The 23538-nt window shown below is 67.4% G+C and carries 24 protein-coding genes and 1 other RNA gene; 13 read left to right on the forward strand and 12 right to left on the reverse strand.

Annotation, left to right across the window (positions count from 1 at the left end):
* The first annotated feature begins 152 nt into the window (after window positions 1-152).
* Window positions 153-614: an isoprenylcysteine carboxylmethyltransferase family protein gene (locus QP512_RS08260; RefSeq protein WP_286071671.1), complete on the forward strand. Its 462-nt coding sequence runs from the start codon at window positions 153-155 to the stop codon at window positions 612-614.
* Between the two features lie 14 nt (window positions 615-628).
* Here QP512_RS08260 and QP512_RS08265 read toward each other — a convergent pair whose 3' ends face one another.
* Window positions 629-1111 carry a hypothetical protein gene (locus QP512_RS08265; RefSeq protein ID WP_286071673.1) on the reverse strand — a complete coding sequence of 161 codons (483 nt, stop codon included), beginning with the start codon at window positions 1109-1111 and terminating at the stop codon, window positions 629-631.
* 436 nt (window positions 1112-1547) lie between these two features.
* Window positions 1548-1901: a transfer-messenger RNA gene (gene ssrA, locus QP512_RS08270) on the reverse strand.
* 218 nt (window positions 1902-2119) lie between these two features.
* Between ssrA and QP512_RS08275 the strand changes: the two genes are divergently transcribed.
* On the forward strand, window positions 2120-2692 hold the full coding sequence (locus QP512_RS08275) for a hypothetical protein (protein ID WP_286071674.1): 573 nt from the start codon (window positions 2120-2122) through the stop codon (window positions 2690-2692).
* A gap of 75 nt (window positions 2693-2767) precedes the next feature.
* Here the strand turns inward: QP512_RS08275 and smpB are convergent, their stop codons facing one another.
* A complete protein-coding gene (smpB, locus tag QP512_RS08280) occupies window positions 2768-3271 on the reverse strand; it encodes an SsrA-binding protein SmpB (RefSeq protein WP_286071675.1) in 504 nt (167 codons plus the stop codon).
* A 57-nt stretch (window positions 3272-3328) separates the two neighbouring features.
* Here smpB and QP512_RS08285 point away from each other — a divergent pair, with 57 nt between their 5' ends.
* Both QP512_RS08285 and QP512_RS08290 read left to right on the forward strand, forming a co-directional pair.
* On the forward strand, window positions 3329-3754 hold the full coding sequence (locus tag QP512_RS08285) for a type II toxin-antitoxin system RatA family toxin (RefSeq protein WP_286071676.1): 426 nt from the start codon (window positions 3329-3331) through the stop codon (window positions 3752-3754).
* A 3-nt stretch (window positions 3755-3757) separates the two neighbouring features.
* Window positions 3758-4015, forward strand: a complete 258-nt coding sequence (locus QP512_RS08290) for an RnfH family protein (protein WP_075674726.1) — start codon at window positions 3758-3760, stop codon at window positions 4013-4015.
* Between the two features lie 35 nt (window positions 4016-4050).
* Here the strand turns inward: QP512_RS08290 and bamE are convergent, their stop codons facing one another.
* The gene (bamE, locus tag QP512_RS08295; RefSeq protein ID WP_014036847.1) at window positions 4051-4443 is read right to left on the reverse strand and encodes an outer membrane protein assembly factor BamE; all 393 of its coding nucleotides are present in this window, start codon (window positions 4441-4443) and stop codon (window positions 4051-4053) included.
* Between the two features lie 103 nt (window positions 4444-4546).
* Here bamE and fur point away from each other — a divergent pair, with 103 nt between their 5' ends.
* Complete coding sequence (fur, locus tag QP512_RS08300) at window positions 4547-4954, forward strand: ferric iron uptake transcriptional regulator (RefSeq protein WP_005409235.1); 408 nt, start codon at window positions 4547-4549, stop codon at window positions 4952-4954.
* A gap of 74 nt (window positions 4955-5028) precedes the next feature.
* Here fur and QP512_RS08305 read toward each other — a convergent pair whose 3' ends face one another.
* On the reverse strand, window positions 5029-6294 hold the full coding sequence (locus QP512_RS08305; protein WP_286071677.1) for an SGNH/GDSL hydrolase family protein: 1266 nt from the start codon (window positions 6292-6294) through the stop codon (window positions 5029-5031).
* Window positions 6295-6391: 97 nt separating this feature from the next.
* Between QP512_RS08305 and QP512_RS08310 the strand changes: the two genes are divergently transcribed.
* On the forward strand, window positions 6392-7309 hold the full coding sequence (locus tag QP512_RS08310; protein WP_286071678.1) for a LysR family transcriptional regulator: 918 nt from the start codon (window positions 6392-6394) through the stop codon (window positions 7307-7309).
* Between the two features lie 100 nt (window positions 7310-7409).
* On the opposite strand, the gene recN is transcribed toward QP512_RS08310, so the two are convergent.
* On the reverse strand, window positions 7410-9071 hold the full coding sequence (gene recN / locus QP512_RS08315) for a DNA repair protein RecN (protein WP_286071679.1): 1662 nt from the start codon (window positions 9069-9071) through the stop codon (window positions 7410-7412).
* Window positions 9072-9186: 115 nt separating this feature from the next.
* Between recN and hrcA the strand changes: the two genes are divergently transcribed.
* The 4 genes from hrcA to dnaJ all read left to right on the forward strand — a co-directional run bounded on the left by hrcA (window position 9187) and on the right by dnaJ (window position 14216).
* Window positions 9187-10251 (forward strand): heat-inducible transcriptional repressor HrcA, encoded by a 1065-nt coding sequence (hrcA, locus tag QP512_RS08320; protein ID WP_286071680.1) that lies wholly within the window; start codon window positions 9187-9189, stop codon window positions 10249-10251.
* 63 nt (window positions 10252-10314) lie between these two features.
* The gene (gene grpE, locus QP512_RS08325; RefSeq protein ID WP_286071681.1) at window positions 10315-10830 is read left to right on the forward strand and encodes a nucleotide exchange factor GrpE; all 516 of its coding nucleotides are present in this window, start codon (window positions 10315-10317) and stop codon (window positions 10828-10830) included.
* 181 nt (window positions 10831-11011) lie between these two features.
* Complete coding sequence (gene dnaK / locus QP512_RS08330; protein ID WP_286071682.1) at window positions 11012-12934, forward strand: molecular chaperone DnaK; 1923 nt, start codon at window positions 11012-11014, stop codon at window positions 12932-12934.
* Window positions 12935-13088: 154 nt separating this feature from the next.
* Window positions 13089-14216: a molecular chaperone DnaJ gene (gene dnaJ, locus QP512_RS08335; protein ID WP_286071683.1), complete on the forward strand. Its 1128-nt coding sequence runs from the start codon at window positions 13089-13091 to the stop codon at window positions 14214-14216.
* A gap of 100 nt (window positions 14217-14316) precedes the next feature.
* Here dnaJ and QP512_RS08340 read toward each other — a convergent pair whose 3' ends face one another.
* Window positions 14317-15114, reverse strand: a complete 798-nt coding sequence (locus QP512_RS08340; RefSeq protein ID WP_286071684.1) for a helix-turn-helix transcriptional regulator — start codon at window positions 15112-15114, stop codon at window positions 14317-14319.
* A gap of 73 nt (window positions 15115-15187) precedes the next feature.
* Here QP512_RS08340 and QP512_RS08345 point away from each other — a divergent pair, with 73 nt between their 5' ends.
* The 3 genes from QP512_RS08345 (at window position 15188) to QP512_RS08355 (ending at window position 18953) form a co-directional block, all read left to right on the forward strand.
* The gene (locus QP512_RS08345) at window positions 15188-16387 is read left to right on the forward strand and encodes an MFS transporter (protein WP_286071685.1); all 1200 of its coding nucleotides are present in this window, start codon (window positions 15188-15190) and stop codon (window positions 16385-16387) included.
* Window positions 16388-16923: 536 nt separating this feature from the next.
* Window positions 16924-17832, forward strand: coding sequence for a pyridoxal kinase (gene pdxY, locus QP512_RS08350; protein WP_286071686.1), 909 nt, complete (start codon window positions 16924-16926; stop codon window positions 17830-17832).
* Complete coding sequence (locus QP512_RS08355) at window positions 17829-18953, forward strand: prephenate dehydrogenase (protein ID WP_286071687.1); 1125 nt, start codon at window positions 17829-17831, stop codon at window positions 18951-18953. Before pdxY ends, QP512_RS08355 begins: the two co-directional genes overlap by 4 nt.
* Window positions 18954-19184: 231 nt before the next feature.
* Here the strand turns inward: QP512_RS08355 and QP512_RS08360 are convergent, their stop codons facing one another.
* From QP512_RS08360 to QP512_RS08380, 5 genes are all read right to left on the reverse strand, one after another.
* Window positions 19185-19379, reverse strand: coding sequence for a hypothetical protein (locus tag QP512_RS08360; protein WP_049428506.1), 195 nt, complete (start codon window positions 19377-19379; stop codon window positions 19185-19187).
* Window positions 19380-19449: 70 nt separating this feature from the next.
* A complete protein-coding gene (locus tag QP512_RS08365) occupies window positions 19450-21222 on the reverse strand; it encodes an ABC transporter transmembrane domain-containing protein (protein ID WP_286071688.1) in 1773 nt (590 codons plus the stop codon).
* Entirely contained in the window at window positions 21215-21811 is a 597-nt protein-coding gene (locus tag QP512_RS08370; protein ID WP_286071689.1) for a YigZ family protein, read from the reverse strand. The genes QP512_RS08365 and QP512_RS08370 overlap by 8 nt, the downstream gene beginning before the upstream one ends.
* A gap of 40 nt (window positions 21812-21851) precedes the next feature.
* Window positions 21852-22868 (reverse strand): hypothetical protein, encoded by a 1017-nt coding sequence (locus tag QP512_RS08375; protein ID WP_286071690.1) that lies wholly within the window; start codon window positions 22866-22868, stop codon window positions 21852-21854.
* Window positions 22865-23383, reverse strand: coding sequence for an RNA polymerase sigma factor (locus QP512_RS08380; RefSeq protein ID WP_229298213.1), 519 nt, complete (start codon window positions 23381-23383; stop codon window positions 22865-22867). Before QP512_RS08380 ends, QP512_RS08375 begins: the two co-directional genes overlap by 4 nt.
* Window positions 23384-23538 lie beyond the last annotated feature (155 nt).

The raw sequence follows: 23538 nt of genomic DNA on the forward strand, positions 1-23538 counted from the left end.
CGATCCTCCTGCGCGGTCGCGCCACTCTAGCGGTCGGCCTGTCAAAGCGGAAGATACCGGGCGGTCGGTTTGGGCCCCTGAGCCGCTGCCACGCAAGCGATTCAGGCAGTTCCGTGTGACACTGGGGTGAATGGAGCGATGCAGGGGCTGCGATGAGGTGGCTTGAGACCCGGATCCCGCCGCCGCTGGTGATGTTGTTGTGCGCAGGCCTCGGCTGGCTGGGCAGCCGACTGTGGCCGGGTGCGATGTTGCCTCTGCCGGTGCCGGCAGTGCTGGCCACCGGGGTGGTGGCCATCGGCGTGATGTTGAACCTGCTGCCGAAGCTGGCGTTCCAGCGCGCGCGTACCACGGTCAATCCGCTGCGCCCGTCGGCATCGAGCGCGTTGGTCACGCGCGGCGTGTACCGCTACACGCGCAATCCGATGTATCTGGGCCAGGCGACGGTCCTGGCCGGCGCGATGTTGTACCTGCAGAGCGCGATCGCGTTGCTGGCTGTGCCGTTGTTCGTGCTGTACATCACCTGGCTGCAGATCATGCCGGAGGAGCGGGCGTTGCTGGCCCGCTTCCCCGAGGTGTATCCGTTGTTCCGCCAACGCGTGCGGCGTTGGCTGTAGCGCAGGTGGTGCCGTTACCGGGTGATCTGGCACTTCACGGCAGCGGAATAGCCTTCGTAGTCGTCGCCTGCGATCACGTGCAGGGTGTGTCGCTTGTCGATGGCCTTCACGTATGAAGGCTCCTCGGTGTTGGCGTGCTCGTTGACCGTGGTCACTGACCACGCCTTGGCCAGTCGCTTGGAGTCAACGCCGTTCAAGTAGACGAAGAGGCTCTTCTCGCCCTCGGCCACGTTCACATCAGCACTGGTGACGGTACCGCCGAACAGGGCGACCGGCGTGTCCTCCGGCTCGAAGGTGCCACCCGGTTTCCTGGCCAGGCCAGCGGCCTGCAGTGCATCGATGGCGTCGGCCTCGCTGAGGTTCGATCCGGCCTTGCAGGCCAGCAGGGCCTCCAGCGTGGCGGTGCCAGCGGGCGCGATGGCCGGTGCGGCGGCGTGCGCGGCCGGAGTCGCGGCGAATGCGCCGAAGAGCAGTGCGAGGGCGAGGGGGGCTTTCATGGCAGGTCCTTCTGTTGAGAGCAGGCAACGCGTGCGGCGATATTGGCACATGCTCCGCGGCAGGAGGTGCAGGTTTCAAGTACCCGCGCTCCTGCCCAAGCCATCCACAGGTTTTTTACACCTCAAGGGAATGAACTCTGTGAACCGAACTGGCCCCGTCGCTCAGACACCACCTGCGTAAGCGCTGTTCCCGCCGCTGGGCGGCGCTTTCATCGTCTTTCCCATCATCGCGTCTGTGATGATGGATCCGGGTCCTGTTGCAGACGCCAGGATGGTCCTCATGATCCTGGCAGGGGACGAGGAACCTCAAGCGCGACAAGGTGTAGGGGTGGGTTGCCGGCATGCGCTGATGAAGGAGGGTGACGGCGGGAAACAAAAAAGCCGGAACTCCGTTGCGGGAGATCCGGCTTCTTGCGGCCTCGACAGGCCATACAGATGGTGGAGGTGGGCGGAATTGAACCGCCGTCCGAAGGCACTCCATCCCCAGCACTACATGCTTAGCTCACCGTTGGATTTCGTCCCCGAACAGCACGGCGTGCAAAGCGCATCCGGGAACCAGCCTGTTGTGTTCTAGTGCCGGACTGACAGGCAGCCACCCAGCGCGATTCCATGATAGTGACTCTACACCGCGAGCATGGACACAAGCGGTTTCGAGGCTTAGGCCTTAAGCGGCCAGAGCGTAGTTGTCGTCGTTGGCAACTAGAGTTTTGCAGCTGGATTTACGAGGAAAGCTACCCCCTCGGCATGCGCCAGGCGACTTCACAACCCCCGTCGAAACCAATGCACCCCCGGTTTCTACAGTGCTGCAAGGTACAGGGCCGATCCCGCGTTGCCACGGTCAGAGCCTGCCCAACGCTGGTAATGCTACGGCAAAACGCCTGAACAGTCACCTTGGCATCCGCAACAAGTTGTAGAGCCGCCGTCATAGCGGATTGGTAACGTCATTGGCACGAATTTGCGACACACTGGCGACGACCATCCGAGCCAGGACAGATACGGAGACTGTGGGTGACCGATGCAAGCCAACAACGCAGCCTGCGACAGCTGATCGGCCCGGTCGGTGCCGATTACCAGCGGCGGGCGTTGCCGCCAGGCTGGGTCTGGGCGGTGCTGGCGCTGCTGCTGGCGGCCACCTGGCTGACTGAGCTGCCGGCGACGGCAGCTGCGGCACTCGTCGCCAGCGCGGTGGTGGTGCATTGGTCACAGCGCGGGCGCATCCATTGGCTGGGCTGGCGCCTGCCGGGCCTTGCGGTGCTGGCGGCCCTGCTGTGGGGTCCGGAAGTGCTGTCGCAGTGGTTCGAGCATGGCCTGGCCGTGGTCCTGATGTCGCTGGCCAGTCTCAGTATCGGTGTCCACGTATGGCAGTCGCGGCAGATGGCCCGCCAGCTGCAGGGCGCTGCCGATCTGCTGGATGATGCCCAGCTGCTGGCGCTGTTGCCTGCCGATGCCGCCGAACTGGCCCGGCAGTGGCGCGCAGGTGATGATCGCCATGCGCCGGAACTGGCGGTGGTGATGCACTTGGCGGTGATGCATGCGGCGCTGGCGCCGCGCATGCGCGGGCAGGGCATGCTGGCGGGCTGACCCGCCTTTTTTACAGCCGAGCCTGCGCTCGGCTGCCCTTCTTGCCGAAGCCGAGCATGGCTCGGCGCTACAGCCTTACGCGTCGCGGTTGCCGCGACGCATCACGCGCTGCTTCTCGATCGCCCAGTCGCGGTCCTTGGCGGCGTCGCGCTTGTCGTGGGTCTGCTTGCCCTTGGCCAGCGCGACTTCGAGCTTGATCTTGTTCTTGCTCCAGTACATCGCGGTGGGCACGATCGTGTAGCCATCGCGCTCGACCTTGCCGACCAGCTTGTCGATCTCGCTCCGGTGCAGCAGCAGCTTGCGCTCGCGCCGGTCGTTGGCCACCACGTGGGTGGAAGCCTGGATCAACGGGGTGATCTGCGCGCCGATCAGGAAGATCTCGCCGCGCTTCACGTAGGCGTAGGCGTCGATGATGTTGCCGCGGCCAGCGCGGATCGACTTCACCTCCCAACCCTGCAGGGCCAGGCCGGCCTCGAAGCGCTCTTCGATGTGGTACTCGTGGCGGGCACGCTTGTTCAACGCGATGGTCTTGTTGGCCGTCGCGCTCTTTGCTTTATCCTTGCCGCTGTTCTTGCTCATTTCCGTATTGTCTCCGATTCGGGCCCGCCCGGTCGATTGCCGAAACGTCCTGTATTCATGCCTACTATCCGCCGCAGCGCCCTGGTCGAGCATTCGTCCGCTCGCATGTTCGATCTGGTCAACGATGTCCAGGCCTATCCGCGCCGCTTCCGCTGGTGCTCGGCTGCCCAGATCCTGGAGCAGGGCGAGGACCGGCTGGTGGCGCGTCTTGACCTGGGCCTGGGTTCGTTCAGCACTTGGTTCCAGACCGAGAACATCCTGCAGCGCCCGCACAGCATCGATATGCAGCTGCGCGACGGCCCGTTCAAGCAGCTGCACGGCCGCTGGGAGTTCCATGCGCTGGCCGAGGATGCCTGCAAGGTCACCCTCACCCTGGAATTCGAACCCAGCTCGCGCCTGCTCGGTCCGGCCCTGGCGATCGGCTTCCAGGGGCTGGCCGATCGCATGGTCAATGATTTCGTCCGCGTCGCCGACGAGGCCTGATCGATGATCGAGGTCGAAGTGGTGCTGGCCTGGCCGCAGCGGGTGCTGTCGCGCCGCTTGCAGCTGGAAGAGGGTGCGACCGTCGCCGACGCCATTGCCGCCGCCGCGCTTGAAGGCAGTGCCGATTGTCCGGCCGCCGCCGTGCATGGCGTGCTGGCACGTCCACAGCAGGCGCTGCTGGACGGGGACCGCATCGAGCTGCTGCGCCCCCTGCTGGCCGATCCCAAGGACAACCGCCGGCGTCGCGCGCTCGGCGGTTGATCCCGGCAACCCGTCCCTGCGGACGGGCAGGAGCCTCAGCGGCCCTTCTTCTTCTTGTCCTTCGGCAGGTTGCGGCCGAACTGGCGCACGGTCTGCTGGGCCAGGGCCTTGTCGTTGCCCGGGAAGTAGTCGCCTTCCCAACGGGTCACGGCGTCATTCTCGAAGAACACCACGAAGTTCTTCACTTCGGTACGGCCCAGGCGGTTCACGCGCTGGCTGGAGGTGTAGTCCCAGCGCTGGGCGTGGAACGGGTCGGGAATGGACGGGGTGCCCAGCAGCGCGGTGACCTGCTGCTTGCTCTGCCCGACCTGCAGCTTGGCCACGGCATCTTCCCGGATCAGGTTGCCCTGATAGATGGGTTGCTTGTAGATGATGCCGCACCCGGTGGTGGACAGGGCGACGGCGGCGACCAACAGGAGATTGCGCATCGGGACTGGCGGTTGGGGAAATCAAACCGATGATACACTCCCGGCGTGCCACCGCGACCCAATCCGAGGCAGCTGGCGCTAAATCGCCAATGAACGGAGACCTATGGAAACCCACGACCTGCGTAAAGTCGGCCTGAAGGTGACCCATCCGCGGATGCGGATCCTGGCGCTGCTTGAACAGCGCAATGCCCAGCACCACATGACCGCCGAAGACATCTACCGCCAGCTGCTGGAGCATGGCGATGAGATCGGCCTGGCGACGGTCTACCGGGTGCTGACCCAGTTCGAGGCCGCCGGCCTCGTGCTCAAGCACAATTTCGAGGGCGGTCAGGCCGTCTACGAGCTGGACCGTGGCGGCCACCACGACCATATGGTCGACGTGGACAGCGGCAAGATCATCGAGTTCGAGAGCCACGAGATCGAGGAGCTGCAGCGCAAGATCGCAGCCGACCACGGCTACGAGCTGGAAGAGCACTCGCTGGTGCTGTACGTGCGCAAGAAGCGCAAGTAGGCCGATCCAGCAGCCAGATGCGACGAGACCCCGGGCCTGCCCGGGGTTTTTCGTTGCCGGGTCGCGTGCTGGGGTCAGAGCCCTTTGCTGGCGCAAAGGGATCCGACCCCAGCCGACCCCTGACCTCCAAGCAGCACGTCCAGATCCACCGCCCCGGCCATCGCCCGGTTGCCTGCATCCCCCGGATGAAGGTGGTCACCGGAGTCATACGCGGTGGCCATCCGCGTCGGATCGGCTGGGTCGCGCAGTGCGGTGTCCAGGTCGATCACCGCATCGAACGGGTTGTCCGAGCGCAGCCAGGCATTGAGCCGCTGGCGCAGGGCGTCCTTGTCCGGCTGGTAGTAATCTTCCAGCGGCGTGCCGGGGAGGGCCCCGGCAAACGGCGGCAGGGTCGCGCCCACGATCCGAATGCCCCGGCGGTGGGCTTGTTCGGCCAGCGCGCGATAGCCCGTCTGCAGCTCGGCCAGCGTGGGCCGGGGCTGCTCGCGGGCGAACGCGGTGCCGGGCCAGCTGATGTCGTTGATGCCGATCAGCACGATCACGCTCGCCACGCCAGGTTGATCCAGCGCATCGCGCCGGAAGCGGGCCAGTGCGGATTCGCCCATGCCGTCGCGCAGCAGCCGGCCACCGGAGATGCCGGCGTTGACCACGGCGATGCCCCGCGGTGCCAGACGCGCGGCCAAGTGGTCGGTCCAGCGCTGGTCCCGGTCGAGGCTGGCGGTCGCGCCGTCGGTGATCGAATCGCCGATCACCACCACGCTGCGTGTGCTGGCCGGCGCCTCGACCTCGATGCCGGTCAGGAACAACCGGGCCGTGGTGGCGGTGGCATCGCTCAGGTCGCGTGCCAGGCGCTGGTCGCCGGGGGCGATCCAGCTGGTCTGGCGGCCGTCCCAGTGGAAGGTCTGCAGCGGCGTCGGCGCCGGCACAAAGACGCTGACCTGAAGCGCCTGACCACCCTGCACAGCCAGCGGCAGCGGATCGCTCAGCCGTTCCTGGCCGGGGCCGATCAACACCCCTGGCCGGCCATCGAAGCGGAGCTGTTGCGGCGTCGCACCGGCCTGCGGAGCGACGCTGGCGCCACCGATCCGCAGCGGCTGCGTGCCATAAGCATTGCTCAGTCGGATGCGCAGGCGTGTGCCGCCCAGGCTGATGCGCGCGGTCTGGCGGAAAGTCTGGTCGTGCAGCGACGCCGGTATCAGGGGCGGGAACAGGAAATCCGCGCCCCAGACCGGTTGCGGGCTGGCCTGCCAGCTGGCGACCCAATGCGGGGCGGGGGCGGCGCTGGCGGCGCCGGACAGGGCGATCAATGCGGGGACGGCGAGCTGGCTGAAGCGGTTCATCGGGCAATCCTGGGTGGAGGGAAGGCCATGGTGATTCCGCTCTCATCTGTGAACTAGACTGCGCACGGATAATCATCTGTGAACTGGATTCATCACCATGGCGCGCTCCGACATCAACCGATCCGGCGAACTGGAAGTGTTCGTGCGGGTGATCGAGACCGGTGGCTTTTCCGCGGCCGCCCGCACGCTGGACATGACCCCCTCGGCGGTCAGCAAGCTGGTGGCACGGCTGGAGCAACGGCTGGGCACCCGCCTGCTGCAGCGTTCCACCCGCCAGCTGCAGCTGACTCCGGAGGGCTGCGCGTTCTACGAGCGCGGCCTGCGCGTGCTGGCCGATCTGGACGAGGCCGAGCGCTGCGCCAGTGCCCATGCCGAGCCGCGCGGACGCCTGCGGGTCAACTCCAATGTGCCGTTCGGCCAGCATTTCCTGTTGCCGCTGCTGCCGGCGTTCCTGCAGCGCAACCCGCAGGTGGGCGTGGACCTGACCCTCAACGACGAGGTGATCGACCTGCTGGAGCAGCGCACCGACGTGGCGGTGCGGGCTGGCCCGCTCAAAAGCTCCAGCCTGGTGGCGCGGCGGCTGGGCGCGACGCGGATGATGATCGTGGCCGCGCCGGCCTATGCGCAGCGGCATGGCCTGCCGGCCACCGTGGAAGCGTTGCAGTCGCACAACCGGCTGGACATTGGCCATGCGCGGGCGATGCAGGGGTGGCCGCTGCTGCAGGACGGTCGCGAACGGATGCTGCTGCCCAGCGGCAATGCCCGTGCCAGCAACGGCGATGCACTGCGCCAGCTGGTGCTGGGTGGGCTGGGCATGGCACGGCTGGCAGCGTTCCAGGTGCAGGCCGACATCGCCGCCGGACGCCTGCTGCCGGTGCTGGAGGAAGCCAATCCCGGTGACCTGGAAGAGGTGCACGCGGTGTTTCTGGGGCAGGGCGGCTACCTGCCGCTGCGGGTGCGCGCGTTCCTGGATTACCTGGTGGAAACGGTGGACCTGGCGCGGCCCTTGGGGTGAGAGCGCCGGCGGACAGAAGCCGAGCATGGGCTCGGCTCTACATGTCGGTTTCGTTCGGGATGTTCCTGTAGAGCCGAGCCCATGCTCGGCCCGGTCGGCGTTACACCTGCAGCAGCTTGCGCGCAGCGGCGCGCGCCTCCTTGCTCACTTCCACGCCACCGAGCATGCGCGCCAGCTCTTCCTCGCGCGCCTTGCTGTCCAGCTTCTCCACGGCGCTCTGGGTCATGCCTTCCACCGGCGCCTTGCTGACCCGGTAGTGCGCGTGGCCCTTGGAGGCGACCTGCGGCAGGTGGGTCACGCACAGTACCTGGCGCTTCTCGCCGAGGGCGCGCAGCTTCTGGCCGACGATGTCGGCCACGGCGCCACCGATGCCGGAATCAACTTCGTCGAACACCATGGTCGGCACCGCATCCAGGTCCAGCGCAGCCACTTCGATGGCCAGTGAGATACGCGACAGTTCACCGCCCGAGGCGACCTTGCGCAGGGCGCGCGGCGGTTGCCCAGCGTTGGCGGCGACCAGGAATTCCACGCGCTCGGCGCCCTGCGGATCGGGCTTGCCGGACTCCTGCGGCTCCAGCTCGATCAGGAACTGGCCACCGCCCATGCCGAGCTCGGCGATGATGCCGGTGGTGGTGGCCGACAGCTCGGCAGCGGCATTGCGGCGGCTGGCGGTCAGTGCCTCGGCCTGCACGCGCCAGGACGCGGCGGCCTTGTCGATCTCGCCGGCCAGGCGCTGCAGGCGCTCGTCGGCGCCGCGCAGCTGTTCCACTTCGGCATGCATGCGCTCGCGCTGCGCGCCCAGCTCGTCCATCGGCACGCGATGCTTGCGCGCCAGGTCGTGCAGGCGGCCGAGACGGCGTTCGTTCTCTTCGAACTGCTCCGGGTCTGCGTCGAGGTCGTCGTGCACCCGGTCGAGCAGCGACAGGGCTTCGTGCAGCTGGATCGAGGCGTTCTCGATCAGGCCATCCACCTCGCCCAGGCGCGGGTCGTGTTCGATCAGGCGTGACAGTTCGTGGCGTACCTGCTGCAGCAGGTCCAGTGCGGAGCTGCCGTCGTCGCCGTTGAGCTGGTTGCTGGCCGCCTGGCAGGCGCTCAGCAGGGCGCTGGCGTGGGCCTGGCGGCGGTGGCTGGCGCCGAGCGCGGCGATCGACTCCGGCTCCAGGTCTTCACGGTCCAGCTCGCGCAGCTGGTGCTCCAGGAAGCCGATCCGGTCACTGACGTCACCCTGTTGCGACAGCGCCAGCGATTCATCGACCAGTGCCTGCCAGGCCGCGGCGGCCCGGCGCACCTGGCGGCGTTCGTTTTCGTTGCGTGCATAGGCGTCGAGCAGGGCCAGCTGCGACGGGCGCGTCAGCAGGGCCTGCTGTTCGTGCTGCCCGTGGATCTCCACCAGCAGCGAGGCCAGGTCGCCCAGCTGCGCCAGGGTCACCGGGCGGCCATTGATCCAGGCCCGCGAACCGCCATCGGCGCGGATCACGCGGCGCAGCTGGCACTGTTCCTCATCGTCCAGCTCGTTGTCGGCCAGCCACTGGCGCGCGGCCTGCAGCTGCTCCAGCGCGAACTCGGCGGAAAGCTCGGCACGGGCGGCGCCATGGCGGACTACGCCGCTGTCGGCGCGCAGGCCGGACAGGAAGCCCAGCGCGTCGACCATCAGCGACTTGCCGGCGCCGGTCTCGCCTGAAACGACGGTCATGCCGGGCCCGAACTCCAGTTCGGTGGCGCGGACGACGGCGAAATCCTTGATCGAAAGATGTCTGAGCATGGGTAAGGGGGTATCAGCAGCCGCGCAACGCTAGCACGCGGGCGAGGGAGGTCCAATGACTTGCCAAGGTGATGCGCCGCCATTATCTAGTGTCCGTGTCTCACAGGTTGATTCCATGCACGGTTCTCCCGACCAGCTTGCCCCGCGTGCGCGCCATCTGCTGCGCACGCTGATCGCGCGTTACATCCAGGACGGTGAGCCGGTCGGCTCGCAGACGCTGGCGCGCGTGGCCGGGCTGGAGGTCAGCCCGGCCACCATCCGCAACATCCTCGGCGACCTGGAGGACCTGGGCCTGCTGGCCTCGCCGCACACCTCGGCCGGGCGCGTCCCGACCGCGCATGGCTACCGGGTGTTCGTCGACAGCCTGCTGCAGATGCAGCCGCCGGGCGAGGGCGAGTTGGCCCGGTTGCGCCAGGAGCTGGCCGGCGGCGGCAGCACCCAGGCCCTGCTCGGCAGCGCTTCGGAGCTGTTGTCGGCGATGAGCCACTTCGTCGGCGTGGTCAGCGCACCGCGGCGCGAGCAGTTCGCCTTCCGCCAGATCGATTTCGTGGCGCTGGACGGGCGCCGCGTGCTGGCGATCCTGGTGTTTGCCGACAACGAGGTGCAGAACCGGGTCATCGAGACCCGCCAGGAGTTCGCGCCGGGCCAGCTGGAGCAGGTGGCCAACTACCTCAATGCCCATTTCGCCGGCCTGCCGATGGCCGAGATCCGCACCCGCCTGCTGCTGGAGCTGCGCGACGCCCGTTCCGAGCTGGAACAGCTGCTGGCGCACAGCATCGAGCTGGCCGAGCAGGCCCTGCAGCCGGCGGCCGACGACATGCTGGTGGCCGGGCAGACCCGGCTGATGGGGGTGCAGGACCTGTCCGACCTGGAGCGCCTGCGCGAGCTGTTCGAGCTGTTCTCCAGCAAGCGCGAGATCCTGCAGCTGCTGGAGCGGACCATCCGGGCGCCGGGCGTGCGCATCTTCATCGGCGAGGAAACCGGGATGATGCCGCTGCAGGGCGTCTCGCTGGTCACTGCGCCGTACACGGCCAACGGCCAGGTGCTGGGCGTGCTGGGCGTGATCGGCCCCAAGCGGATGGCCTACGACCGCATGATCCCGCTGGTCCAGGCCACCGCCGATGTGCTCGGCGCGGCCTTTTCACCGACCGGACGCACGCCGGGAACATCCGACGCTTGAAACGCAGCATCCCGCCCACACTAGGGTGGTTGGAGGCGGAGAGTGACCGCCAGGGACCCAGACATGAACCACGAACAGCCAGATATCGAATCCCAGCAGAGTGCCGCCGATGCGGCTGCCACCGCCGGCGCCAGCGACGAAATCGAGCGCCTGCGCGCCGAAATCGAACAGGTCAAGGCCGATGCGCTGCGTGAGCGCGCCGACCTGGACAACCAGCGCAAGCGCGTTGCCCGTGACATCGAGCAGGCCCGCAAGTTCGCCAACGAGAAGCTGCTGGGCGAGCTGCTGCCGGTGTTCGACAGCCTGGATGCCGGCCTGAAAGCCGCCGGCGACGACCCGCACCCGCTGCGCGAAGGCCTGGAGCTGACCTACAAGCAGCTGCTGAAGGTCGCCGCCGACAACGGCCTGGTGCTGCTGGACCCGATCGGCCAGCCGTTCAACCCGGAACACCACCAGGCCATCAGCCAGGTGCCGACCCCCGGCGCTGCCCCGGGCAGCGTGGTGACCGTGTTCCAGAAGGGCTACCTGCTCAACGAGCGCCTGCTGCGGCCGGCGCTGGTGGTGGTGGCCGCCGATTGATCCCGCAGGGCCGGGCGGCGGGAATGACCCGTCACCCGGCCCGACGCTGAACGCGGCGGACGACCGGAAACACAGCGTTCGGGAGATGGCTTGAATGTTCCACGAGCCTCCCCCACATCGTATTCATCCACCGGCCGAACGGCCGGACTGACCCCAACAAGCATCCTCAGGAGTCTCCCCCATGGGCAAGATCATTGGTATCGACCTCGGCACCACCAACTCGTGCGTGGCGATCATGGACGGCGGCAAGGCCCGCGTCATCGAGAATTCGGAAGGCGATCGCACCACCCCGTCGATCGTCGCCTACACCAAGGACGGCGAAGTCCTGGTCGGTGCCTCGGCCAAGCGCCAGGCCGTGACCAACCCGAAGAACACCTTCTACGCGGTGAAGCGCCTGATCGGCCGCAAGTTCACCGACGCCGAAGTGCAGAAGGACATCGCGCACGTCCCGTACAGCATCCTGGCCCATGACAATGGCGACGCCTGGGTGGCCACCAGCGACGGCAAGAAGATGGCCCCGCAGGAAATCTCGGCCAAGGTGCTGGAAAAGATGAAGAAGACCGCCGAGGACTTCCTCGGTGAGAAGGTCACCGAAGCGGTCATCACCGTGCCGGCCTACTTCAACGACAGCCAGCGCCAGGCGACCAAGGACGCCGGCCGCATCGCCGGCCTGGACGTCAAGCGCATCATCAACGAGCCGACCGCGGCCGCGCTGGCCTATGGCCTGGACAAGGGCGACAACAAGGATCGCAAGATCGTGGTGTACGACCTGGGCGGCGGCACCTTCGACGTCTCGGTGATCGAGATCGCCAACGTCGACGGTGAGAAGCAGTTCGAAGTGCTGGCCACCAACGGCGACACCTTCCTGGGTGGCGAAGACTTCGACAACCGCGTCATCGAGTACCTGGTTGAAGAATTCAACAAGGACCAGGGCATCGACCTGCGCAAGGATCCGCTGGCCCTGCAGCGCCTGAAGGATGCTGCCGAGCGCGCCAAGATCGAGCTGTCCAGCGCCCAGCAGACCGAAGTGAACCTGCCGTACGTCACTGCCGACGCGTCGGGTCCGAAGCACCTGAACATCAAGCTGACCCGCGCCAAGCTGGAAGCGCTGGTGGACGACCTGATCAAGAAGTCGATCGAGCCGTGCCGCGTCGCCCTGAACGATGCCGGCCTGCGTTCGAGCGACATCAGCGAAGTGATCCTGGTCGGCGGCCAGACCCGCATGCCGAAGGTGCAGCAGGCGGTGACCGAGTTCTTCGGCAAGGAACCGCGCAAGGACGTCAACCCGGACGAAGCCGTGGCACTGGGTGCGGCGATCCAGGGCGGCGTGCTGGGCGGCGACGTCAAGGACGTGCTGCTGCTGGACGTGACCCCGCTGTCGCTGGGTATCGAAACCATGGGTGGCGTGTTCACCAAGATCATCGAGAAGAACACCACCATCCCGACCAAGGCCTCGCAGGTGTTCTCCACCGCCGAGGACAACCAGTCGGCCGTGACCGTGCACGTGCTGCAGGGTGAGCGCGAACAGGCCCGCTTCAACAAGTCGCTGGCCAAGTTCGACCTGTCCGGCATCGAGCCGGCCCCGCGTGGCCTGCCGCAGGTGGAAGTGTCCTTCGACATCGACGCCAACGGCATCCTGCACGTGTCGGCCAAGGACAAGAAGACCAACAAGGAACAGAAGGTCGAGATCAAGGCCGGTTCGGGTCTGTCCGAGGAAGAGATCGCACGCATGGTCGCCGACGCGGAAGCCAACCGCGAAGAAGACAAGAAGTTCCAGGAACTGGTGCAGGCCCGCAACCAGGCCGATGCCCTGATCCACGGCACCCGCAGCGCCATCACCGAGCACGGCAGCAAGGTCGGCGGCGATGTCATCGGCAAGGTCGAGGCGGCACTGGCCGACCTGGAAACCGCGATGAAGGGCGACGACAAGGCACAGATCGAAGCGAAGTCGAAGGTGCTGGAAGAAGCCGGCCAGGCGCTGTTCGCCGCTGCTTCGGCTGACCAGGGCGGTGCCCCGGGTGGCGACGCCGGCAACGCAGGCAAGGCGGCGGATGACGTGGTGGACGCCGAGTTCACCGAAGTCAAGGACGACAAGAAGTCCTGATCCGGACCGACACGGGGCGCTGCCTGCCAGCGTCCCGTTGTCGTACCAGGGTCCTGACCGCCGCCCGGCGTGTCGGGGCGCCCGACGCAAGAGCGGACCTGGTTCCGCTCTTCCGCTTTGACGAATCCCGACTTTCCGGAAACTGATTCACCTTATGAGCAAGCGCGACTACTACGAAGTGCTGGGCGTTGCCCGCACCGCCAGCGACGAAGAACTGAAGAAGGCCTACCGTCGCTGCGCGATGAAGTTCCACCCGGACCGCAACCCGGGTGATGCGGCGGCCGAAGCCTCCTTCAAGGAGTGCAAGGAAGCCTACGAAGTGCTGTCCGACGGCAACAAGCGCCGCATGTATGACAGCCACGGCCACGCCGCGTTCGAGCACGGCATGGGCGGTGGTGGCGGTCCGGGCGGTCCGGACATGAACGATATCTTCGGCGATATCTTCGGCAACATCTTTGGCGGCGGTGGCGGTGGTCCGCGCCAGGCCCGTCGCGGTGCCGACATCGGCTACGTGATGGAGCTGGACCTGGAAGAGGCCGTGCGCGGCGTCGAGCGCCGGATCGAGATCCCGACCCTGGCCGAATGCGGCGACTGCGATGGCAGTGGCTCCGAAGACGGCAAGGTCGAGACCTGCAATGTGTGCCATGGCCGCGGCCAGGTGCGCATCCAGCGCGGCATCTTCGCCATGCAGCAGGCCTGCCACAACTGCGGCGGCCGCGGCCAGATCATCGCCAAGCCCTGCAAGACCTGCCACGGCAACGGCCGTGTCGAGGAAGACAAGGTGCTGTCGGTGAAGGTGCCGGCCGGCGTCGACACCGGCGACCGCATCCGCCTGCAGGGCGAGGGCGAGGCCGGCCCGGCCGGTACGCCGCCGGGTGATCTGTACGTGGAAGTGCGCGTGCGCGAGCATGCCATCTTCCAGCGCGATGGCGATGATCTGCACTGCGAAGTGCCGATCCGCATCTCGCAGGCGGCGCTTGGCGACACCGTGCGCGTGGCCACCCTCGGTGGCGAAGCGGAGATCCGCATCCCGGCCGAGACCCAGACCGGCAAGCTGTTCCGCCTGCGCGGCAAGGGCGTGCGTTCGGTGCGCAGCCGCAGCGAAGGCGACCTGTACTGCCGCGTGGTGGTGGAGACGCCGGTGAACCTCACCAACGAGCAGCGCAAGCTGCTGGAACAGTTCGAAGCCACCTTCGTCGGCGAGGAAGCGCGCAAGCATTCGCCGAAATCGGCCACTTTCATCGACGGCGTGAAGGGCTTCTGGGACCGGATGACGTCCTGAGTTTTTCGACGGAAGCGATGAACGATAGCGCCGGGCCATGCCCGGCGTTGTCGTTTGTGGTGCAGTGGATTCACGCCTTGCGTGGATGCCGTTCAAAGGATCATCGGAAAAACGCCGCCGGCGTCTGCCCCAGCTGCCGTTTGAACATGCTGGTGAACGCGCTCGGGCTGTCGTAGCCCATCGCCAGCGCCACATCGATGACCTTGTCGCCGACCGCCAGTCGCTCCAAGGCGGCCAGAAGCCGCGCCTGCTGCCGCCACTGCCCGAAGGTCATGCCCAGTTCGCCGGCGAAATGCCGCTGGATGGTTTTCACGTCCACCTCCAGCGCCTGCGCCCAGTCGAGCAGCGTGGCGTCGTCACCCGGATGCTTCTGCAGGTGTTGGCAGATCCGCAGCAGGCGCGGGTCGCTTGGCGCGGGCAGGTGCAGTGGCAATACGTCCATGCGATGCAGTTCGTCCAACAGCAGGCGCACCACGCGGCCATCGCGGCTGTCCTCGATGTGCTTGCCCTTGATCAGGGTGGCTGCCTGCAGCAGTTCGCGCAGCAGCGGTGCAACCTGCACCGCGAAGGGCTCGGCCGGCAGTTGCGGCGCGAACGACGGATCGATGTACAGGCTGCGCATGTGCACGGCGGCAATGCAGTCCACCGCGTGCACCATGCCGGCCGGCATCCAGATCGCGCGGGTGGAGGGCACGACCCAGCGACCGACTTCCGAGCGCACCACCATCAGCCCGGAGATGGCGTAGACCAGCTGGTGGCGCTGGTGCTTGTGGCCTGCGATGTGGGTGCCGGCAGGGTATTGGGTCACGCGGTGGGTGACCGGGCGGTGCAGCGGCACATCGCGCCACGGTGCGGCCGGGTCGACGTCGCCGGCAATGTCCTTTTTGCGATAGGCCATGACCCGAACGCGGCAGAAGGGAAGAGAGCGCAACCGTAGCATGCGTGGCTCGCCCCCAACCTGACCTGCGTCCATGTCTGCCTTGGTTTCCCCCGCAACACCCTCACGCCCGGTGGCTCCCGGCGTGCTGGCCGCCATTTCCACCTCGCATGTGGTCAACGACATGATGCAGTCGCTGATCCTGGCCATCTATCCGGTGATCAAGGGCGGCTTCAACCTCAGCTTTACCCAGATCGGCCTGATCACGCTGACCTACCAGCTGACCGCCTCGATCTTCCAGCCATTGGTCGGCGCGGCCACCGACCGCCGCCCGGCGCCGTACTCGCTGCCGATCGGCATGGCCTCGACCCTGTGCGGCATGCTGCTGCTCGGCTTCGCACCGAACTACGCGGTGGTGCTGATGGCCGCAGCGTTGGTCGGTATTGGTTCGGCCATCTTCCACCCGGAAGCTTCGCGCATCGCGCGGCTGGCCTCTGGGGGGCGCCATGGCTTCGCGCAGTCGGTGTTCCAGGTCGGCGGCAACTTCGGTACCGCGCTCGGCCCGCTGATCGCTGCGGCGGTGATCGTGCCGTATGGCCAGCATGCCGCGTCGTGGTTTGCCGGCGCCGCACTGATCGGCATCGCGCTGCTGACCTATGTTGGCCGCTGGTACGCGCTGCACCTGGGCACCCCGCGTCCGGCCAGCACCGCGTCAATGGCCCCGCGCCACCCGTCGCGCACCGTGGCCAAGGTGCTGGCGATCCTGCTGGTGCTGATCTTCAGCAAGTACTTCTACATGGCCAGCATCGGCAGCTACTTCACCTTCTACCTGATCCATCACTTCGGCATTCCGGTGGCGCAGGCCCAGCTGCACCTGTTCGCGTTCCTGGTCGCATCCGCTGCCGGTGGCTTCCTGGGGGGGCCGCTGGGTGACCGCATCGGGCGCAAGCCGATCATCTGGACTTCAATCCTGGGCGTGGCGCCGTTCGCACTGATGCTGCCGCATGCGGATCTGTTCTGGACCACGGTGCTGGCGGTGCTGATCGGCTTCGTGCTTTCGTCGGCGTTCTCGGCGATCGTGGTCTATGCGCAGGAGATGATGCCGCACCGCATTGGCATGGTGTCGGGGCTGTTCTTCGGTTTTGCATTCGGGATGGGCGGACTGGGGGCGGCGGTGCTCGGCCTGCTGGCGGACAAGACCAGCATCGAATACGTCTACCAGCTGACCGCGTTCCTGCCGTTGCTCGGCATCGTGGCGGCGTGGCTGCCGCCGTCGCGGCCTGCTGTTCACTGAGGGAGGGTGGGTTTGCAGGGCTTGCAGCCCTGCACCTGCTGAATCAACGTCACCGTCAAAAGCCCACATTCCGTGGGATGGCGGGGTGGGCCCGGTTGCGGGGGACGCTGCAAGTACGTCCATGTAAGCTTGGCCGCGGCATCCATGCCGCGGACACCCCCGCAACCGGACCCACCCCGCCTTCGACAGTTTTCCGCGATCTGTTGGAACGGCTTGTGGGGTCAGATCCGTTTTCCGAAGGAAAACGGATCTGACCCCATTTTTGTGTATCGATATCTGACAGATGTGTCGACCAAGGTCGACACCTACCAACAGCCGCATGAACCTGTCGAAGGCGGGGCGGTGTCGGAGTGCGGGGTGTCAGCGGCATGGATGCCGCTGCCAAGCCTACAGGGACGTACTTGCGGCGTCCCCGCACTCCGACACCGCCCCGCCATCTCATGGAATGCCGCTCTGGCTTTGGCTTTTGCCGTTGCATTGAGCAGGTGCAGGGCTGCAAGCCCTGCCGAAAACCCCCTTGGGCGTAGAATGCGGTCATGAGCGAATCCCTTGATAACCACCTGGTCCACGGCCGCCGCCAGCGGCCCGACGGCCCGTCGCCGATCGATGTCATCTCGGTTCAGTCGCAGCTTGTCTACGGCCACGCCGGCAACAGCGCCGCCGTGCCACCGATGCGCGCCCTCGGCGTGCGCGTAGCCGAAATCCCGACCGTGCTGCTCAGCAATGCGCCGTTCTACGACACCACCCGTGGCCGCGTGCTGCCGGCCGACTGGTTCGCCGACCTGCTGCTGGGTACCCGCGAACGTGGCCTGCCGCAGCGGGCGAAGATGCTCGTCTCCGGTTACTTCGGCAGCACTGCCAACGGCGCCGCGTTTGCCGACTGGCTGGACGATATCCTGCCGGCCTGCCCGCAGCTGCGTTACTGCCTGGATCCGGTCATTGGTGACACCCACACCGGCCCCTATGTGGAGCCGGGCCTGGAAGCGATCTTCGCCGAGCGCCTGCTGCCGCATGCGTGGCTGGTCACACCGAACGCCTTCGAACTCAATCGCCTCACCGGCATGCCGGCATTGGCCGAGGCCGATGCCATCGCCGCCGCACGCACGCTGCTGGACCGTGGCCCGCACTGGGTGATCGCGCACAGCGTGGGCGGCAATCCGGGCGAACTGGTGACGCTGGCCGTCGGTCGCGAGGAAACCTGGCGATGGACTTCGCCGCTGCTGCCGGTGGACGTGGCCGGCACCGGCGATGTGCTGATGTCGCTGGTGGTGTCGTTCCTGCTGCGCGGTGAATCGATGCAGCAGGCGATCTCGCGTGCGATCGCGGGTACCCATGCGGCGCTGGAAGCAACCCTGGCCCATGGCTTCGAGGAGTTCGACGTGATCGCTGCGGCGCCTGCAGCATTGGCTGAAGGCACGCGCTTCCGCGCCGAACGCGTGGCATGAGCGGTTTGCACACGCGCACGCCACGCACGGTCGGCATCGTGGGTAGTGCTGGCGCCTACGGGCGCTGGTTGACCGGCTTCTTCCAGCAGCACATGCAGCTGCCGGTGATCGGCCACGATCCGGCGGATCCGCAATCGCATACGCCGGAGCAGTTGCTGGCGCAGGCCGACGTGCTGGTGTTCTCGGCGCCGATCCGGCACACGCCCGCATTGATCGCCGAGTACGTGCGGCAGTCCGCAGGCCGTGAACGCGACCGACTGTGGCTGGACGTGACCTCGGTGAAGGAGGCGCCGGTGCAGGCGATGTTGGCCTCGCTGGCGGAGGTGGTCGGGCTGCACCCGATGACCGCGCCGCCCAAGGCACCCACCTTGAAGGGCCGGGTGATGGTGGTCTGCGAAGCGCGGCTGCAGGACTGGCAGCCGTGGGTCGATACGCTGTGCGAGGCGTTGCAGGCCGAATGCGTGCGCGCCACGCCGCAGCACCACGACCAGATGATGGCGCTGGTGCAGGCGATGGTGCATGCGACCCACCTGGCCCAGGCCGGCGTGCTGCGCCAGTATCAGCCGCAGCTGGGTGATCTGGCCGCGATGATGCCCTACCGTTCGGCGTCGTTCGAGCTGGATACCGCGATCATCTCGCGCATCCTGTCACTGAACCCGGCGATCTACGAGGACATCCAGTTCGGCAACCCGTACGTGGCGCCGATGCTGGAGCGCTTGGTCGCCCACCTGCAGGCCCTGCAGGCCCAGTTGGGGCAGGGTGACGACGCTGCACGCAGCGCATTCCGTGAGCAGCTGCTGTCGGCCAATCGCAGTGCGTTCGGCGAGCAGGCGCTGGCCGAGGGCAACTACACCTTCGAACGGGTGGGCTATCTGCTGGCCGACCTGACCGAGCGCAATGCGCTGTCGGTGCACCTGCCGGAAGACCGGCCGGGGTCGTTGCGTGAACTGCTGAACGTGTTCGAGCAGCACCGAATCAGCCTGGCATCGATCCATTCTTCGCGCACGCCCGGCGGCGAAGTCCATTTCCGTATAGGATTCGTTGCAGGCAGCGATGCGGTGGCGATCGCAACGGCGGCGGCCGAGGTAGACGCCAGCGGCATTGGGCGGGTGCTCGGCTGAGCGCATTCATCCACAGGCGGTGTGGATGATTTCTGCGCAAACATGTGGATAACCGCGCGCAACCCTTGGCAGCCAAGGCTGTCAAGATGGTTGGTCAAAAATTGATCACGCCTTTTTGTGGCGTCGAGCCGTGCACGGCTGGGTCCGGTGAAAAGCGCGTCGACCCAGGTCGACACCCGCCAGGGGAGCGCGATGCGAAATCCGGTAGCGCCGGGCCATGCCCCGAGAACCTCAGATCGTCAGCCTCAATTCGCCACCACTGGTGGTGAATTCGCGGCCATTGCGCACCAGCAGTCGGCCGTCGTCGAGCTCGTAGCGCGGCGTGGCTTCGGAATGGTGCCCGCTGCCGTTCGCCTCGGGCTTGAACTCGATGATGATGTGGCTTTCGCCATGGCTGTCGACGGCCGGGAACTGACGGAACGACATCGCGCACCTCCTTCAGTGGATGCTGTTGATGCGCCGCCAGCTTCGCCCTGGCGATGTTAGGAGGCCGTCATCAATCGATGAACTGCAGGCGTGCCAGTTCAGCGTACAGACCGCCTTCGGCCAGCAGTTGCGCGTGCGTACCTTCGGCCACGATGCGGCCCTGGTCCATCACCACGATACGGTCGGCCTTGAGCACGGTGGCCAGGCGGTGCGCGATCACCAGCGTGGTACGGCCGGCCATCAGCCGTTCCAGTGCCTGCTGCACGCCGTACTCGCTCTGGGCGTCAAGTGCGCTGGTGGCTTCGTCCAGCAGCAGGATCGGTGCGTCCTTCAGCAGTGCACGTGCAATTGCCACACGCTGCTGCTGGCCGCCGGACAGGCGTGCGCCACGCTCGCCCAGCTCGCTGTCGTAGCCTTGCGGCAGCGCGCGCAGGAAACCATCGGCCTCGGCCGCGCGCGCGGCATCCTCGACCTCGGCATCGCTGGCCTGCAGGCGGCCGTAGCGGATGTTGTCGCGTGCACTGGCGGCGAACAGCGTCGGCTGCTGCGGCACCAGCGCCAGCTGACCACGCAGTTCGGCCGGGTCGACCTGGCGCACGTCGATACCATCCACGCAGATGCGCCCGGCAGCCGGATCGTGGAAGCGCAGCAGCATCGACAGCACCGTGCTCTTGCCCGCACCCGAGGGGCCGACCAGGGCCACAGTCTCACCGGGGCGCACATGGAGGTTGAAGTGATCCAGCGCGGCCTGGTCCGGTCGCTGCGGATAGTGGAAGACCACGTCGTCGAACTGGATCTCGCCGCGCAGCGGCTGCGGCAGCGCATGCGGCTGTGCCGGCGCACGGATCTCGATGTCTTCCTCCAGCAGCTCGCCGATCCGGCCCATGCCGCCGGCCGCGCGCTGCAGTTCGTTCCATACTTCGGCCAGCGCGCCCACCGAGCCACCACCGATCAGCGCGTACAGCACGAACTGGCCCAGGGTGCCGGCGCTCAGGCGGCCTTCGATGACATCGTGGGCGCCCAGCCACAGCACGCCGACGATGGCACCGAATACCAGCAGGATGGCGCTGGCGGTGACCAGCGACTGCGCACCGATGCGGCGGCGTGCGGCCTTGATGGCATCGCCCAGTGCGTGGTCGAAGCGGCCACGCTCGTACGGCTCGCGCGCATGTGCCTGCACCGTACGCACCGCGCCCAGCGTCTCGCTGGCCAGGCTGTTGGCATCGGCGATGCGGTCCTGGCTGTTGCGGGCGACGGTGCGCAGTTTGCGCGCGCCGATGATGATCGGCAGCACGGCCAGCGGAATGCCCAGCAGCGACCACGCCGCCAGCCGCGGGCTGGTGACGAACAGCATGGCCAGGCTGCCGACCACGGTAACGCTGCTGCGCAGGGCGACCGACATGGTCGAGCCGACCACGCTGCGCAGCAGTTCGGTGTCGGCGGTCAGTCGCGAAACCAGTTCGCCACTGCGGCTGCGGTCATGGAAACCTGCGCCGAGGTGGATCAGGTGGGCGTACAGTTGGCTGCGCAGATCGGCCACCACCTTCTCGCCCAGCAGCGACACGAAGTAGAAGCGTGCGGCCGTGCCCAGCGCCATCACCACCGCCACCAGCATGAGCAGGGCAAAGGCGCGGTTGATCTGGCCACCGCTGCTGAAACCGTGATCGATCATCTGCTTCACGGCCGGTGGCAGGCTGAGCGTCGCCGCCGAAGAGACGGCCAGGGCCAGCAGCCAGGCGGTGAACAGGCCGCTGTGGCGGCGCACGAACGGCCACAGCGTACGCAGGCTGCCGAGGCGGCGCAGCGGCGGGGTCGAAGCGGGAGCGTCGTCCTTGTCAGTCATCCTGGTCGTCATCTTGTATGCGGATACGGTCACGGGTGGCGTCGCGCAGGCGGATTTTCAATGCGTCGACCTGATCAGCCGGCAATTCGACCCTCAGGCACACCCCGCTGGCGTCGAACTGTTCGTCGCGCTTGTCCGCGCCGAAGGCGGGCAGGGCAGCATGCAGAGTGCCCAGATCCTCGAAGCCGGCCAGCAGCCGCAGGCGCGCCATGGCCACCAGGGGCAGGCGCGGCGCGGTGCGTAGGCACTCGGCGGCGGCGCCGCCATAAGCGCGGACCAGGCCGCCCGCCCCGAGCTTGATGCCGCCGAACCAGCGCGTCACCACCACCATCACCCGGTCGAAGCCCTGGCCGTCGATCGCCGCAAGGATCGGTCGTCCGGCCGTGCCGGCGGGCTCGCCATCGTCGCTGGAGCGATAGTCCTGCCCGTGCCGGTAGGCCCAGCAGTTGTGCGTGGCGTCGATCACCGCCACCTGCTGCAGGAATGCCATCGCCGCCGTAGCGCCGTCGATCGGCGTGGCATGGGCGATGAAACGGCTGTGTTTGACTTCCAGCGTGTGGCTGACCGGCTGGGCGAGGGTATCGGGCATCCCCGTCATTCTACGGGGTTGCCGGAGGTCACTGTCCGATTCAGTCGTCCAGCAGCGGACGCAGGTCGCGCGGCAGGCGTGCTTCCGGATACTGCTGTACGTAGCGCTCCAGGCTGGCGCGGGCCAGGTCGCGCTGGCCGTCGTCGCGGCGCGCGCGGATCTTCTGCAGCCACTGGCGGCGCGGCAGTTGTGCGTCGGCGTCCACTTCGGCCTGCACCGCATCCGCACTGAGCCCCGCATCGGCGCCACGGCGCATGATGCCGGGGGCAGACCGGCTCGGGGCCTGGCGCTTCATCGAGGTGATCTCTACCCGATCCAGCGCCCGCGCCCGTCCGGCATCGGCAGCGTTGGCCGCCGGCGCCTCGGCAGTACGTGCTTTCAACGCGCCTGCCGGGGCGGGCGCCAATGCCGGTGCAGGTGCAGGTGCAGGCGCAGGTGCGGGTACCGAGTAGGCGGCGGGTGCGGGCGGTGCTGCTGCCGGCGCTGCGGCCGGGGCGGGCGGGGCGGGCGGGAGCGTGGCAAAGGACGTATCGGCGGCCGCATCCGCCGCCATCGAACGAGCAGCCTGGGCGGGTACTTCAGCGATTTCGGCCGGCGCAGGCCTGGGTGCGCGCGCGGTGGACGGTGCCGGAGGGGCGGCAACAGGGGCTGCCTGCGGTGCCGCGGGTGCGGCGGCGGTTTCCGAAGCGGCAGCCGTGCTGTCGGCTGCACTGCTCTCAGCGACCTGATTGGCGGCCGCGACGTCTGCCGCAGCCGGTGCCGCAGCGACAGCGGCCTCGCCTGCCGGAACCGGCGGCGGTTCCGGACGCAGCTGCCAGGCGATGCCGATCGCGAACACCATCGAGGCGGCGATACCGAACACCGCCGGCCAGCGCGGGCGCGTGCGCTGCCTGCGTGGTGCATCCGGCGCGGCCGCCGCCGCCGGCGCGTCCACGGCTGCGCGGGCCGCGGCCAGGATGGCGGCGTCCAGCGCGGGCGGCGGTGCCTGTTCGGCGCGACGGCCGAGCAGGCGCGCCAGCTCGCGTTCTTCCGGCGTCAGGTGTTCGTCTCGGTTCATGCGTTCAGTCCCGCACGCAGCTTGTCCATCGCATAGCGCAGCCGCGATTTCACGGTTTCCCGGCCGACGCCGGTGATCTGGCCGATCTCCTCAAGGCTCAGTTCCTGATCCAGTCGCAGCTGCAGCACTTCGCGCTGCTCGGGCGGCAGTTGCTCCATCGCCAGCTGGATGCGGCGACGTTGTTCGAATTCGGAAAGCTCTGCTTCCGGGGTCTGCCCATCTTCGATCGCCGCCAGGCGCAGGTCGGCGTCGGCCGGGGCAGCCGGGCGGTGCCGGGCCGCACGCCAATGGTCGTTCAGGCGGTTGTGGGCGATCCGGAACAGCCAGGTGCTGAATGCGGCCTCCGGCTGCCAGCCGGCGCGCGCGCTGATCACCCGCTGCCACACGTCCTGGAAGATCTCTTCGGCCAGCGCGTTGTCGCGCAGCTGCCGCAGCAGGAAGCCGAACAGGCGCTTGCGGTGGCGCGCATACAGGCTCTCGAACGCGCGCAGGTCGCCACCGGCCCAGGCCAGCATCAAGGCTTCATCGGTTGGCAGTGCGCTGGCTTCCACGACGTACAGGGTAAGGCCTGCAGACGATGGCGCATAGCCGGTGGCGGGGGCGGGCAGGGCGAGATTCATGGCTCGGAAGGGGCTGCGGACAGCAGGAAAAACGCACGGGCGCACGAATC

Source organism: Stenotrophomonas sp. 57, from assembly GCF_030291075.1.
GTDB lineage: Bacteria > Pseudomonadota > Gammaproteobacteria > Xanthomonadales > Xanthomonadaceae > Stenotrophomonas.